Below are 14,995 nucleotides of genomic sequence, written 5' to 3' on the forward strand. Positions count from 1 at the left end.
GCCGCATCACGGGCCTCGGAAGGCGCAACAGAAACGGTCGAGTCCCGACCCCACCTCCGGACCGCCAAGGCCCACTTTCCAACATCCCAGGGTTAGGGTGGGGGGGATCGGACAGGCTAGCCATCGAAACGAGGCGGATGATCCGGGGAGTGCTCCTCGCCAAGGTCATCCGGCATGTCGGAAAGCGTAGCCCCCTCTCCCTAACCCTCCCCCACACAGGGGGGAGGGGACCAGAATCGGCCCCTCATCAGTGGGTAAGGATAAGTGTGCGCCACCGGCCTTGGCTTTTCGCGTTCCTCTGCTCCGCCGGTTGCTGGCTCGCCTTGCCTTGCGATCACGCAGCGGCCCAATCCTCGCCCCGCCCCGAGCCCTACCTCGACTTCCGTGCCCGGGCCGTCCCCTACTCCGGCCCCGGACGCGAGCAGCCCGAACCGAGGGAGACGAGCGAGGTCCTCCTCGGATATTTCGGGCCGGACAATCCCGACCATGCCAACGGCGGCTCGGTCTGGCGGGGCGTGGACATGGCGATCCGCCGGGCCAATGCCGAGGGAGGCTATCGCGGCAAGCCGTTCCGGCTGGTCGCCGCGTGGTCGGACAACCCGTGGAAGGGGGGCGTCGGCGGCCTGGCGCGGATGGCCCACCGCGACAGGGTCTGGGCGATCCTGGGCGGGATCGACGGCCCGTCCGCCCACCTCGCGGAGCAGGTCGTGGCCAAGGCCAACCTGCCGCTGGTCTGCCCGCTCAACGGCGACCGCACGGCCAACGCGGCGAACGTCCCCTGGTTTTTCTCCGCGATGCCGGCCGACCATCTCCAGGCCCCCATCCTCGCCGACGCCCTGGTCGCGCGGTCGGGCCCGCGCGGGTTCGCGATCGTCTCGACGCCCGAGCATGATCCCCGGGTCTACGTCGGTCAGATCGGGCAGGCTCTCAGGGCCCGCAAGGCGGCCCCGAAATTCGCCCACGTCCTGGCCGCCGAGAACCCGGACTTCGCCGCGGCGGCCCAGCAGGTCCTCGCCGATGACGTCAGCGCCGCGATGATCGCCGCGAACGCGAGGGATTCGGCCCGGCTCGTCCAGGAGCTCCGCGCCGCCGGCTTCCGCGGCCAGATCGTCGGCGGCCACTGGATGGGCCGGTCTGCCTTCGAGAAGCTCGCGGGCGCAGCCGCGGAAGGCGTCCTCTTTCCGCTCGTCGTCGATCCCGATGCCATGCCGGAGTCGTTCCGATCCGAGTACGAGACGCGCTACCACGAGCCGCCCGATTACGCCGCGGCGCACGGATACGACAGCGCCAACATCCTGATCGCCGCGATTCGTTCTGGCGGCCTGAACCGGGCGAAGATCGGGGATGCGCTGAGGACGATGGGGACCTATCAGGGCGCCTCGGGGATGATCGCCTGGGATAGCCTGGGGAGCAACACGCGACCCGTCACGCTGGGGACGGTTCATTCCGGGCGGATCCTCCGCGCCTCCCGCGACGCATCCTCATCGCCCGGCCGTTGAGCCGTTCGCGACTCGATCCAGCCGGATCACCACATTCGTCCCCCGCTCCGCGACCTTGAAATCAACCTTTCGGCCGATCAGTTCCCGCAGATTCCGCGAGGTGGGCGCATAGCCGGAGGAGGACACGATGACATCCCATCGGTCGGGGATGACAAAGGAGGCTCCTTGACGGAACAAACTCTGGTGAGAGGCGACGTTGAACGTTCGCGTGACTTCGGCTGTTCCCAATGCCGAGGTCTCCGCCCTGGTCACGAGTTCCCCCGGCGGATCGCAATCCCGGAGTTGGACCACCGCGCCGGGAATCGGTGATGAGGTGGCCGCATCCAGGACATCGAAGTGGATCGTGAGATCCCCGAATCCGATGCCCCGCGCTTCGTTCAGCAGTCCCGAAGCCATGAGCCCAAGCCCAGCGATGCAACCGATCAGCATGGAGGCCAGGTACACGGGCAACCGCCCGGAGAGCTGGCCCCAGGATGTCCGGGATGGTGCATGCGCCGTCATCGCGGCCGAGTTCACGGGGCCACCTCCATCCGACAACCGGTCCTTCGTGGTGCAGGCGCCCTTCCTGCACCCCAATCGCGGGGTCTCGGATCAGCGGCCGATGACCCTCGTATTGTACGTCTCCCGCGACCGTTGCACGTCCTCCGGCACGGCCGGCGCGTCCTCGCTGCCATAGGGATAGCCCTTCATGGCATGGAACGGCAACGGCTCGACGTGATCCCCCGCGCCGGTGTAGAGGTCCATGTCCTTGCAATAGCTGTCGCTCTTGAGGAGGAAGGTCCTCACGCACCCCTCGGGCACCGGTCCGAAGCGGCTGGTCGGGAATCGCACGGTGATCTCGTCGCCGGCCGCCATGATCACATACTTATCATCGGCCCGCTCCGTCAGCTCGGTGACGTCGCCGTACCGCGTGTAGGCCCCCGGCAGGCGGAGCCAGGTGTCGGTCCGGTCGATGTTCGAGTAGTCGAACAGGGTCGGCTGGCGGCCGTCCGGCGAATACTCCCGGGGATAGCCCAGGGCATGCAGGTCCGCGCTCCGGGCCGCGACCTCGGTCAGCTTGACCGGCAGGTCCGCGCTATGGGCGGCCAGGACGATCCGATCCCAGCAGAGATCCATGTTGGTCGCGATCCGGAGCTTCGCGTCCCCGGGCCTCAGCTTGCCCGTCAGGTCGAGCGTCATCGTGTGATTGATGCCGGCCGGGTATCCGACCTCCCGAAGCAGCTCGACCCATCGGCCCTCGCGTTCGACCAGGACGCTGGGAGCCTTCAGCCGCAGCCCGGCCTGGCCCGCCGCGTAATTCGACGTGGACGTGCTGTACTCGACCCAGCCGTCCAGGAAGAGGATCCGGCGAGCGTCCTCAGGGAGCGACTTCAGACGGTCGCCGAAATCGAGCTCGACGAAGTGCTCCTTCGCGAAGCCCAGGAACCGCCGGTCACGCTCCGCCGGCTCCGCATACACGCGATCGGTCCTGGCCAGGGCCTCCGTCACGTCCGCGCCGCGGGCGTCGACGGCACGCACGGGAAGAATCGCAGAGCTCTCGCGGTAACAGAAGACCTCGAACGGCGGCGGCTCGGCGGCGACGGCGGCCATCTCATGGGGATGGATCGTCGTGCCGATCGGGTGATCGACGGCGATCAACTTCGCCTCGTCGAAGTAGACGACCTCCTCGAGCGGCTCGACAACCTGGAGGACGTACTCTCCCCCCTGCTCCGCGAGCTTCGGCAGGAGGACGTACTCGGTCGGGTCGGGCCGGGCGAACGAGCTGGGACCGGTCCGGTAGCCGAGGCCGCCAACCCCGCCGAAGTCGGAGACGAACGCGAACCGGCGGCCGTCCCAGGCGAACAGGTGCGGGCACGAGCTCGTCCGTCGGCAGGTCTCGTCCAGGGCCAGGACACGGTTGCCGGTCACCTCGAGCTCCGCCTGGAGGAGCGAGTCGGGCCAGTGGATCCGGAGCCAGTCCACCGACGTGAAGTCGCCGAGGCCCGCGTGGATCCGGAGCGGCGGGACGGCCGTGCCCCCCGAGGGCGTCCCGACCACGTACTGCTGACTCACGTTCCCGGACCGGAACTCGACGCGAGCCCCGATCGACGAGACCGAGGACCGGCTCGTCTGGTCCTGCCCGCGCTGGCCTTTCAGGTCGAGGGCCAGCCAGTGCGTCCCCCTGGTCGCGTTGTCGAAGACGACCGGCGGCGAGCCGGACGCGGCCACCAGGATGTCGAGCGTGCCATCGCCATTGAAGTCCGCGACGATCCCCGCGGCGTCGCCGTCGCACTTCCAGCGCGAGAGGAGGTTGCCGGGATCGGCCTCGGAGGCATCGACGAACCGCTGGTTCGGCCAGTCGTTCAGGAGCAAGGCGGGACCGCGGCTCCCGTCCTTGCGGTGCGCGTCGAAGATCACGATGTCGAGATCACCGTCGTTGTCGATGTCCGCGAACTGGCCGCCCGTGCCGCCCAGGCCCGCGAACCTCGCGGCGAATTCGGAGTCGCGCTCGAACTTCCAGCCGCCGCGGTTGTGGAAGAGCAACACCTCCTTTCCCGTCGAGATCAGGAGGTCCCGGCGGCCGGTACGGAACGGATTGCCGGTCGTCACACTCAGGGCACCGGTGACGTCCAGTCCGCTCGCCTTCGCATCCCGCGTGCGAAAGCGACCGACGCGATGGTTTTCCCAGACGATCGGCGGCTTCGAGGGGGAAACCAGGACGAGGTCGATGTCGCGGTCACCGTCGAAATCGTCGAAAACCACCGCGGCGCCGGGCCAGTCGGGCAGTTCCAGACCCAGGGCCTTCGCCTGGTCGGCGAACTTGCCGTTGGCGTTGTTGTTGAAGAGGCGGGATGGGCTGGCGGCCTGCGAAGCCTCCCCGGGGACGGCCCCCGACTTCACGCGGAGGGACATCAGGTCGAGATCGCCGTCGCTGTCCAGGTCCACGAGTCGGGCACAAGCTGTGAGCTGCTCGCCGGCCGGCTCCGGCTGATCGGCGGCGGGCTTGAAGCGGCCCTTGCCGTCGTTGAGTAGGAGCTGGTCCTGGCCGGCCCGGCCGAGCCAGAGGTCGAGGTCGCCGTCGTTGTCCACGTCGCCCAGGGACGGCGAGACGCCACGCTCCGCCAGCTTGACCGGCGGGGCGAAGGCCCCCTTGCCGTCGTTGATCAGCAGGACGGTCAAGCCATCCGGCCCGGCGCCGGAGATGACCAGATCCTGGTCGCCGTCGCCGTCCACGTCGCCGGCCGACAGCCCGGGAATGTTCACCTTCCCCCCCGGCCAGGCCCAGGCCGCGAGCGGATCGCCGAGCTTGCGGATCTCCGGCGAGAAGAGGACGCGCGGCGACGGGTTCATCGGCTTGACGGGGATCGGCAACCCGTCGGCGCCGAGGCCCGTGTAGTACTTCCCTCGCCCTGCGTAGGGCGAGACCACCCCATAGGAGCCGACCGCCAGCTCCTGGGGCTTCAGGTCGCGGAAGCGATTGAGCACGGCGACGGCCTTTTCGCGCTGACGCATCTGGTTGTAGAGCATCCCCAGGCTGTAGAACGCGGAGACGAAGCCGGGGTCCTGCTCGACGACCTTCTCCAGGACCTTGAGGGCCTCGTCGTTGCGCTCGAGCTTGCGGAGGGCCTCGGCGTACTCGAAGCCGACGAACGGGTCGTCGGGGTCGGCCTGATAGACCCGGGCGTAGTGCTCGGCCGCCTTTGCGTAGTCGCCGCGATGGGCCTCCAGCACGCCCAGGCAGAACCGGGCCCAGCGGTGATCGGGCTCCTTGGCGATGACCTTGTTCAGCTCCACTTCCGCCTGCTTGACGGCCTCGGCGTCGTCCGGCAGGTTCAGGAGCGCCAGGCCCAGATTGAATCGGGCCGCGGTCCAGTCCGGGAATGCCGCCACGACCTTCTGAAGCTCCTTCGACGCCTCGGCATACTTGTATTGCTCGAGCAGTCCCGTCCCCCGGTTGAAGGAGGCCAGGGCCTTCGACGATTCGTCGGCCGAGGGCGATGAGGGAGCCGGGGAGGTCGCCGGCCGTTCACCGCGAGGAGGCGTCACGATCGGCGCCGGCTTCGACCCGTCGATCGTCTTCCCGCAGCCGCCAAGCGACAGTCCGGCGAGGAGGAGCGCGGTCAGGAGGATGGGACGCCGGGCGCAGCCCGGAGACGACGGGGCAGCCGGGCGCGACTCCGGCCGGGACGGACCATTCATCGAGGACAGCTCCGCGGGAGGATCGTGACGAGAATGTCGATTGTACCCGCATCAGGCCCGTCGGGAGAACGCGATCCCTTCGATCTCGACAAGGAGGTCCGGGCGGCAAACGTCGGCGATGGCGAAGACCATGGGCAGGTCGCCGAGGCGGGCTCGGCAGACGGCCCGCGCCTTCTGGTAATCCTCCTGCCGCTTGATGTAGACGCGGATGACCCCCATGCTGTCGAGCGTGGCCCCCAGGCCGGGCAGGCCGTGGCGGCGGAGGTTCGGCTCCCCGATCAGGGCCGCGATGTTGTCCAGCGTCTGGTGCGTCTGCGCCTCCACGTCGCCGGGATGGACGGTCTCCGAGCCGATGATGCTGGCCGTCCCGGAGACGAAGATCGTGGCGAAGCCCCCGCACGACAGCGCCATCGCGCGGGCGAACTTGGGGCTCTTCGGGCTGTAAGCGGCGGCGTACTGGAAGGCCGCGGTCTGGTTCGGGTTTTCCAGCGGCATGGCAACGATGTCCGGCCGGTCCTCGGTGGCCAGCGCGATGCAGCCGAGCATCAGCCCGCGCCCCTGCATGCCGATGCCGGTCGCCGCCGGATAGACCTCGGCCGGCCTCGACAATCCCACCTGGCACCCCTCGAGGAACGGGACGCCCTCGAAGAAGGCGGTTCGCGCCCGGTTCATCTCCTTGTAGCGCTGGACGCCGTCGTCGTCCTCGACGATGCTCCCCAGGTAATTCCACATCCGGACGATCCGGTCGAAGCCGATGTCGTGCTTCGCCAGCATGGCCCGCATCCGGGACATGGCGCTCAGGGTCTGGTCATAGACGCCGGACGCGCCCTCGCTCGGGGTGACATTCGCACAGTGCACCCAGGAGAGGGCGTTGTGCGTGACCCGCACCGCCTGGTCGCCGAACCGCTCGATCTGGACCTCGCCCATGCCCCGGCCGACGCCGAGGGCCTCGATGGCCAGCAACTTGCCGTCGCAAGGGGGCTGGACGACGTAGGACGTGGCCGGCTGCTCCTCGCCGTAGAACTCGCGGATGATCCTCCGACAGGGGGCCACCAGCTCCGGCGTCGGCACGAAGACCGCCTGATGGACGATCGACCCGCGGGTGCTCTCCTCCTCGTGCACGGCCTCGATCGTTCCCAGGGCGTCGACGGCCTGGGCTCGAAGGTCGCCGCCTCCTCGGGGCACCGCCACCGCCAGGACATGCCGGACGTCGTGCAGCTCCACGACCGAGTAGCCGCAGCCATCACGACTAACCTTCCTCATCATCGGGCCGACTTCGGTGATCATCTGGGGACCTTCCCCCTCGGCCCTCGCACCGGGCCTTCGCAAGTCGAAGAACGAAGCCCGCGAGGCTCGAACAAGACCCGCGGAGCGTCACGGCGGCTTGCATCGGCGTGTGAGGCCGGCAGCCCCTGTCGAAGAATCAGACCGACATAATCGTAATTTCAGTACAAACAGAAATCAAGGTCGATGCCGTCGATGCCATACCGAAGTGCCTGAATGACCGGTGGGATGAGACAAATCAACACCGTGAGTGAAGCCGGCACGACAATCCGACCGTACGATGACCGGGTGAGCCGAGGTCCCCCGGTCGCCGCACTGCACAAATATCCGCCAGAGGAAGTTCCCTCGAGTGGTCGGATCGCGGGACGCGTCAGCGTCGCCTGCGGAGGTAGCCCATGATTGTCAGGCCGCCGAGGAGAGCGATGACGACGGCCGCGATGCTCCCGGTACGTGCAGCGTCCGAGAGGAGCGGCATGGCAGGCGACCGGCCTGCGCCCGGCGAGGGGAAGGGATGGGGTGCCGGCGGAACCGCCTTGCCCCGGGCGTCGGTCGTCTCCACCTTCTTCAGGGTCAGGCCCTCCACTCTTCGGGTGCCTGAGGACGTAACGGCCTCACCTTCGCGGACGCGGTCGATGGCGGCGATGTAGGCATCGCCGTCCGACCCGCTCACGTTCTTGCGGATCGCCTCGCGAAGGCTGGCGTTGTCGCAGACGAATCCGGAGCAGCCGGGGCTGTGGACGCGGACGAGATCCGTATGAAGGACGGAGATCGCCCGCACTTGTTCCGGTGTGGCCTTCCAGAGGCCTTTCCGGGCCGTCTCCGCCATGACGGCGGTCATCTCCTGAAGGGCATAGGGATTCTGGGCGGCGAATGATTCGCGGATGCCCAGGTGGTCGCGGTCCTGGACGTAGACGGCGTAGAGCTCGTTCCAGAGAGCGTCGTCCACGAGATCCGGCTTGAGGGCGTTCCAGGCGTAGGTGTTACGGAAGGTCTCGGCGAAGACCTCGGCCGCGGAGGCGCCGCCGGCCTGAAGATCCTTGATGTATTTCGGGTTCAGCAGAGTGCTTCGGGCTTCAACCCAGACGGCCTCGTGGGCCGCCTGGACCTTCGGCTTGTGGCTGTTGCGGATGTCCACGAAGAAGGCCGCAGGCTCGGCACCGGTGACCTTGCGCACAGCGTTGTTCAGGCCACCCATGAACTCGTAGACGTGATCGAGCGAGAGCACACCATTCACGTTCGAAGACCGGCTGTGGACGATCGTGTCGGTGTTCTGGAGGGCCGCCTCGAAGACGCCCGGGACGAAGGTCGCCCACTGGTCGCCGGTGTAGACGGCGCCCATGTTCCTCAGATACTGTTCGGCGATCTCGTCGGAATTCTGCCAGCGGTCGCCCGACTCGACGAGGCCCATGATCCCGGTGCCGTAATTCCCGTTCACGCCGCCGAAGACCCGGGCGGTGGCGAACGCCCGGGCCTCGATCGGCGTGAGGCCGTGGTCCTTCATCGAGGTTTCGGCGGCGAGCGTCCCCTCGCGGACGTGGTTCTCGAAGTCGGCGGGATCGTCGGCCGAGGCCGCCAGCTTGACCGCGCGATCGATCAGGGAAAGCCGGCTCGCGGCAACATCCCGGAGTTGACCGGAAGTCTGGACGACGACATCCACCCGGGGCCGCTTCAGTTCGACGGCCGGGATCAGGCGGATATCATGCACCTCACCGCGGGCATTCCGCACGGGCTCAACGCCGAGCAGGTGGAAAAGGACCGCAAGATCCACGCCCTGGGTGTTGATGAACTCGCCGGCCCACATCGTGAGAGCGACCTTCTTCGGGAACTTGCCGGTCTCGCTCAGCCGGGCCCGGATTGTCTCCTCGGCCAGGTTCTTCCCCACCCGCCAGGCCTCCGGCGAGGGGGTCTTCTCGGCATCGATCGAGGTCAGGTTGCGACCGGTCGGGACCGCGTCCGGATTCGTGATGGCGTCGCCGCCGGACGACGGGGCGACGTAGCGGCCATTGAGCGCCGCGACCACGGAATCGAGCTCAGCGGTCGCGGACGAAGCCAGAGCGTCGCGATTGCCCGTCGCCGAGGTCAGGGCGTCGCGGAGGGTCTTCACGGCGGAGACATACTCGCGTTCCTGATCGTCGAGCGTGACGATCCGCCGATCCGCGGCGATGATGGCCGAGTCGAGCCGCGCCGGAGCCTGCGGATCCGCGTACGCATCGGCAATCTCCCGGGACTTGGCCGCCAGATCGACGGTCAGGTCGGCGTGGGCCTTGTAGCTCGCCAGCCGAGCACGGAACTGCTCCACCCGGGCGCGTTCCATGGGGGCGAGAGTCTCGGCGATCGGCCGGGCGGACGTTGCCGCTCTGAGATCGGCGATGAACCCGGCGGTGGTCAATTCCGCCAGGGTCTGGGCCCTGACCTTCGCGAGTTCGGACTCGATCCGGGTCTTCATGTCGGGTTCGTCCAGGAGGGCGAGGACGTGCTCCCGGACGGGCCGGGATTTCATCAGGCCGACGAGCTCCGCGACCTCAGGCCGGCCGATCATGTCGAGCGCCTTCCTCATCGCGGGGATCACCGACGCGATTCGCCCGGCCCGGCGCCGGGTCTCCGGATCGAGGGCCGATGCGGCCCGCTGGAACTGGGCCTCGACGGAGAGCGAGCGGACAAACGACAGGGCGTCGGGGTCCGCGGCGACGGCCGACAGCAGTTCTCGGATCCGCGTCTCGTCCGCCCTCGTCTCGCGATCCGGCCCGTTCGACCTCGGGCCTCCCGGCCGCCCCCTCCCCTTCGACTCGCCGAGGCGGAGCATGTCGGCGAAGATCTGGTCGCCGCTGGGCACGCGATGGGCCGCGTCGTACGCCTCAACGCGGGCGAGGTCGGTCCGGTCGAGGAACGCCTCCGGCTTCGCCTTTCCGGCGAGGAGGGTGTCGAGCGTCTCGAGTGCCGGCCTGTAGTAATGCTGACTGAAATAGGCCTTGTTCTCGGTCTGGTCGCGGCGAACCTTCCCGCGGGCGGAGTCCAGCCGGGCCCGCGCCTGGGCGATGCCGTCCACGCCCATCATCCGCGCGGTCTCGAGCACGCGGTCGGGCGCGTAGGGAACGCCAAGGACATAGAGGCCCCGAGTGATCTTCTCCAGGCCAATCGTCATGACATAGTCGTGCACGCGCTCGATGTCGTTGGGCTCCAGCGGCGTTGAGGATTCGGGCAGGCTCAAGTCCCGGTCGATCTTCTGCTCGCGGACGATCCGGGTTATGGTTCCGACGAGCTCGGCCCGGAGCGACTCATCCGTCGAGGCCTGCCAGGAGCCGATGGCCGCCTGAAGCTCCTTGAGCGGGCCGTACAGGTCGGACTCCGCAAACGGTGGCGTCAGGTGCGAGATCAGGGTCGCATAGCTTCGTCGCTTGGCGATCACCGCCTCGCCGATGTTGTTGATGATGTAGATGTAGAGGTGCGGCAGATCGCCGACCAGGGCGTCGGGCCAGTCCATGCCGGAGAGCGAGTTCTGCTTCCAGGGGGTGAACTCGAGGCTCCCGTGCGTGCCGAAGTGCATCAAGGCGTCGGCCTTGAAGCCGTAGCGAGCCCACAGGTACGTGGCCAGGTACGGGTAGGGCGGGGCGATCTTGGCACCGTGGATCAGCTTGGAGGAGTCCTCGCCCATCGCCGGCAGGAGCTGAGGGAGCAGAACGACGTTGCCGAATCGGACCCGAGGCAGTGCGAGGACCTTCTGACCGTCTCGTTCGGTCGTCAGGAATTTGCCCGGCGCGGGGCCGTACTGGTCCTCGACTGCCTTGTAGGCGTCCGCGAGAATGCCCTTTCGCGCCCAGTCCCGGAGGACCTCCGTTGAGATGATCTCCGGGTCGCCCGATTTCAGGAAACTCTCCATGGCCCCCTCGGCATAGGCGCCCAGGACCGGCCCCTGCCGCTGGATCCGTTTCTGGAGCTCCTCGGGAGTGGCCGGTAGTTCGCCGGTGTCGTAACCCTCGGCCTTCAGACGATTGAGGAGGTTCAGGAGTGAAGGAGCGACGTCGAGGGCCGCGGCCGCCATGGCGTTCTGGCCCGGGCCCTTGTAATAGACGATCGCGAGCCGTTTCCGGGCGTTGGGCTTCGCGCGGAGCGTGAGCCAGCGGTCGACGCGATCAGCGAGGGTGGCAACGCGATCCGGTATCGCGGCCGGGACGTTCAGACCGCGCCCATCGGGGGACAGGGCACTGACGACGAACGGCTCGATGCCGCCATCCAGCTCCGGCATCACGACGTTCTGGCTGAGCAGGCCGCCAATCATCCCTTTCTGGGAGCCAACCCACGAGCTGTACTCCTCCTGCACGGTCATCGGGCAGAGCACCGGTATGCCCCGCTCCTTGAGGTAGGCAATCGCCTCGTCTGCCCTGCCGGGAGCAAGCCGGCCGTGGGGGACGTAGACGACCAGGTCCGGGCCGATGGTCTTGAGGAAGTCGAGCCGCTTCAGGAAGCCGGCGATCGGATAGACGTTCAGCTCCTTCTTCTCGAGGGCCTCCACGATCGCCCCCATGGAGCCGAGGTCGGGATTCCGAGGCCCGAAGATGGACGTCAGGAGTGCGACCTTCGGGCGATCGCGCCGCCACTTGCCGGAGGATTCGTAGAACTTCTGGTAGTCGGCGACGGAGCCGAAGATCTGTCCCTCGCCGACATGGAAGAGCGTGTCCGATGGGATGACCTCGGGCTCATCCGGCCTGGGGGCGAATAGCGACTTGCCATCCAGGACCCTGCGAGTGAACCGAAAGAGCGAGGCCAGGTTCCTCTTCCCACCGTTCTCGAAATACGCGGCGACACTCTTGAGATCGTCGCCGACGAGGTCGGTCAGGTCGCTGGCCGCACTGGTCGCGCCATGAACATAGACGCGCGTGCCGCCGGCGATCGCCCCCCGAACGGCCGCCTGCTGGGCCTCGTCCAGGTTCATGCCGCGTCCGAAGAGGAAAACGGCGTCGTAGCGCCTCAGGTCCGTGTCGGCGAGGTTCGCCAGGTCGATCCGGTCGATCCGGACCCACGCGGCGGGGTCCCGCGAGTCGAGCAGCTCGGCGAACTGAAAGTCGCGGAAGTTGATCACGGCGATGCGGGTCGGGCCAACGTACCGATCCCATGCGTACCAGAGGCCGGCGGCCGACGCGACGACGGCCAGGACCGGGAGCAGTCGGCGGGGGCGGATCAGGGGGCGAATCGAGCGGAATGGGTTGGGCATGAAACGGGTGCCTTTGATGTTCGTTCGAGGTCGCTTCTGGGAATGGATGTCAGGGTCCTTGCGTCCCCTTCTCGGGGACATAGATGATGCGGCCGTCCTCGAGCTGATAGGCGGCTCCGACGCGCTTGCCGCGGCCTTCGCCCTTTCCCTCGGCCCCCTTGTAGCGAGTGATCTCCCTGCCCTTCTTGACGATGATCTCCATGTCCGCCTGTCCCGGATTCTTGACCAGCGTCATGTCCTTGTCGGACATGAGGTCAGCCACCTGGGGGCGGACAATGAGCGCGATCATCAGCGCGGAGCCGACGACCATGGCCAGGTCGAAGAGATTGGCGACGCCAGCCAGGGGATCGTCGCCCTCATCGTCCTCAAGCCTCGAACGTCGAGGGCGGCCCTTCCTGCGAATCATCGGGATTCCCCCAGCTCGACCCGGGCGGGTTCAGCGGCCTGGTCTTGCGCGAGCTCGTAGGCATAGTGGAGCATCTCGACGTCAGCCATCGCCCAGCGCGACCGGACCAGGCGGACCCAGAAGCCCAGCCCGCCCACGAAGAGGCCGCAGACGGTTGCCGTGAGCCCCTCCTCAACGTTCGCGGCCATGGCGGAGAGGTCCCCGGCGGCCAGGCCGGCGAGCGCCGGACCGATCGGGATCAGGGCTCCCATCAGACCGAGCATCGGTCCCAGGCGGATCAGGGCCTGAGGGCCGTCCAGGCCACGTCGGGATTCCAGTTCAAAGTCGGAGATGAACTTGTCGGCGTGGATCGGATGCCAGCTCACCGCGCCGCAGCGGCGGATTACCCGGGCGATTTCGGTGTCCCCCTGGAGCTCAGCGGCGGCGAGCCGGACCGGCGTGCGGATCAGGTCATCGGAGAGTTTCTGGATCTGCCGCGAGGACCGTCGCCGCTGCACGGACGCGGCCAGGAAGTCGCCGACCATGATCAGGGAGAAGCCCAGGAGCCCGGCCATCGTCACCAGGACCGGGACGAGCAGCCCCGCGGAGACCCAGGACAGCAGGTTCGTCAGCACGCTCACGAGACTTCCTCCCGTTTCCGAATCGCCCGCGACCGGACCAGGCGAACGATCGCGCCCGCCCCCGCACCCACCGTCGTCAGGACCGCGAGGAACACCAGCGATTTCACGTCGAGCTGAGGCGGCCGCGCCCCGTGCGGTCGACGATCCAGCAGCGGCACCGTCGCGGCCCCCAGGACGAAGAGGGCGGCGAAGAGCGGCACGGCCGCCGACGCCCGCCGCCGTGGGTCCGGACGGGCCAGCCGCCAGGCCCAGGCCAGGGCGACAATCGCCGCGAAGGCCGCGGCCGACAGGCCGGCGCTGATCGTGGAAAAGCCCCAGCCCGAGCCCCGGTGGAAGAGCGACGTCTGGACGCCGATCAGCCCGAAAGCCAGGGCCGGCGACGGCACGACAGCCGCCAGCCAACTTCCCCAACTCCCCGGGCGAGTCGCTCCGACATCCGCGTCATCGCTCCCGGCCAGGTGAATGGCCGCGAGGCCGCCGGCCACCGCTTCCACGACCACGAACGTCGCCAGCGCCCCCACGCGATCGGGCCCGGAGGCCCAGGCCAGGAGCCCGGCGGCGCTGGTGGCTGCAATTCGGTCGCCGCAGAGCCACGGCAGGCTCGCCCAGGCTGCCGCCGTGACGAGGATGGCCCGAGGCCCAGCCCAGGATAGGCGAACGGCCGTCGTCGCGACGCCGGCCGCCAGCAAGATCCAGATGCACGATTCCATCACGCCTCCACACCCGGCCAGGCCGCACCGGGCCGGGACAGTCAGAGGGAGTCCGCCGAGATCACCTCGCCGCCGGCACGCGTCGCCAGCGCCCTCCAGGTGGTCGTGTTGACCGAATCCTTGACGAACCGGACGGATCCGTCGCCCTGCAGGACCAGCACGCCGCCGGGATGAGGGCCGCGGGCGGCCATCCAGCCGAAGCCGTGCCCCCAGACGTCCGGCGTCTGGCTATTGGGGTTGAGGTAGGCATTGAAGCCGCTCATCGCCTCGGTCCCCACGATCCACGCGACTCCACGCCCCCCATACCAGGCCGCCGGGCTGGCCGTCAGGGTGTTCAGGTCCGGGTTGTTCATGGCCGGCGCGTAACCGCCCGGCGCGACGGTCGTGGGACGAACCTTCGACGCAATGTTGACCATCTGCCGGCCGCGATCCGACGGGATCGCGCCCGTGGTATCCACCCCGGCACCAAGCCGGCACTGCGAGAAGAACATCGTGTTCGAGGTCCCGTCCGTGAGCGCCGAGAAACGCACGGCCGAGTTGTCCCAGAAGACGCCGTCGGTGGGGTATCGAGAATCGTAATACGTCCCGGTGCCCGTGCCCGTGTTCGCCACGTAACACGTCCCCGCCGTCGGTACCCCCTGGTAATACGACGCGTAGAAGGCGTCATGGCCGTCGCTCGGGCAGAGGAACGCCGCAATGACGGTGCGAGAGGCCGTGGTCTGCGCAGGCTGAAACGCGAACGCCGGCGGCCCGGAACTGAGGGCCAGCGAGAAATTCATCGCATTGAAGGCGGACGACGCCTCTATGTAAGGCAGAATCCGGGCCAGGACCGAGAACCCGGATGACGTCTGCCCCCCCGATCCGGGGAAACAACCGTTAGTAGACTCGTAATTATGCAGCGCCAGCCCCATCTGCTTCAAGTTGTTCGTGCTCTGAATCCGGCGGGCAGCCTCGCGAGCCGCCTGGACCGCGGGCAGGAGCAGCGCGATCAGCACGGCGATGATCGCAATGACAACCAGGAGCTCGATCAGCGTGAAACCTCGCTGCGAATGACGTTGCAACATAGGATCATGTCCTTCGAACGGAAG

The 14,995-nt window shown here is 67.9% G+C and carries 9 protein-coding genes; 1 reads left to right on the forward strand and 8 read right to left on the reverse strand.

From position 1 onward, the window contains the following. The first annotated feature begins 323 nt into the window (after positions 1 to 323). The gene (locus G6O54_RS31485; RefSeq protein WP_165232885.1) at positions 324 to 1,499 is read left to right on the forward strand and encodes an ABC transporter substrate-binding protein; all 1,176 of its coding nucleotides are present in this window, start codon (positions 324 to 326) and stop codon (positions 1,497 to 1,499) included. Here G6O54_RS31485 and G6O54_RS31490 read toward each other — a convergent pair. The 8 genes from G6O54_RS31490 to G6O54_RS31525 all read right to left on the reverse strand — a co-directional run bounded on the left by G6O54_RS31490 (position 1,482) and on the right by G6O54_RS31525 (position 14,971). After that, entirely contained in the window at positions 1,482 to 2,015 is a 534-nt protein-coding gene (locus G6O54_RS31490) for a hypothetical protein (protein WP_165232888.1), read from the reverse strand. The two genes, G6O54_RS31485 and G6O54_RS31490, sit on opposite strands and share 18 nt — an antisense overlap. A 75-nt stretch (positions 2,016 to 2,090) precedes the next feature. Beyond that, on the reverse strand, positions 2,091 to 5,678 hold the full coding sequence (locus tag G6O54_RS31495) for a CRTAC1 family protein (protein ID WP_165232891.1): 3,588 nt from the start codon (positions 5,676 to 5,678) through the stop codon (positions 2,091 to 2,093). Positions 5,679 to 5,729: 51 nt separating this feature from the next. After that, positions 5,730 to 6,965, reverse strand: coding sequence for a chorismate transformation FkbO/Hyg5 family protein (locus G6O54_RS31500; protein ID WP_165232894.1), 1,236 nt, complete (start codon positions 6,963 to 6,965; stop codon positions 5,730 to 5,732). 367 nt (positions 6,966 to 7,332) lie between these two features. After that, positions 7,333 to 12,171 (reverse strand): cobaltochelatase subunit CobN, encoded by a 4,839-nt coding sequence (locus G6O54_RS31505; protein WP_165232897.1) that lies wholly within the window; start codon positions 12,169 to 12,171, stop codon positions 7,333 to 7,335. Positions 12,172 to 12,220: 49 nt separating this feature from the next. Beyond that, on the reverse strand, positions 12,221 to 12,577 hold the full coding sequence (locus tag G6O54_RS31510; protein WP_165232900.1) for a DUF2149 domain-containing protein: 357 nt from the start codon (positions 12,575 to 12,577) through the stop codon (positions 12,221 to 12,223). Continuing rightward, a complete protein-coding gene (locus G6O54_RS31515; RefSeq protein ID WP_165232903.1) occupies positions 12,574 to 13,197 on the reverse strand; it encodes a MotA/TolQ/ExbB proton channel family protein in 624 nt (207 codons plus the stop codon). The genes G6O54_RS31510 and G6O54_RS31515 overlap by 4 nt, the downstream gene beginning before the upstream one ends. Next, positions 13,194 to 13,907, reverse strand: a complete 714-nt coding sequence (locus G6O54_RS31520) for a hypothetical protein (RefSeq protein WP_165232906.1) — start codon at positions 13,905 to 13,907, stop codon at positions 13,194 to 13,196. The genes G6O54_RS31515 and G6O54_RS31520 overlap by 4 nt, the downstream gene beginning before the upstream one ends. A gap of 41 nt (positions 13,908 to 13,948) precedes the next feature. Next, positions 13,949 to 14,971: a DUF1559 domain-containing protein gene (locus G6O54_RS31525; RefSeq protein ID WP_165232909.1), complete on the reverse strand. Its 1,023-nt coding sequence runs from the start codon at positions 14,969 to 14,971 to the stop codon at positions 13,949 to 13,951. Between the last annotated feature and the right edge of the window lie 24 nt (positions 14,972 to 14,995).

The organism is Aquisphaera insulae (assembly GCF_011064615.1).
Taxonomy (GTDB): domain Bacteria; phylum Planctomycetota; class Planctomycetia; order Isosphaerales; family Isosphaeraceae; genus Aquisphaera; species Aquisphaera insulae.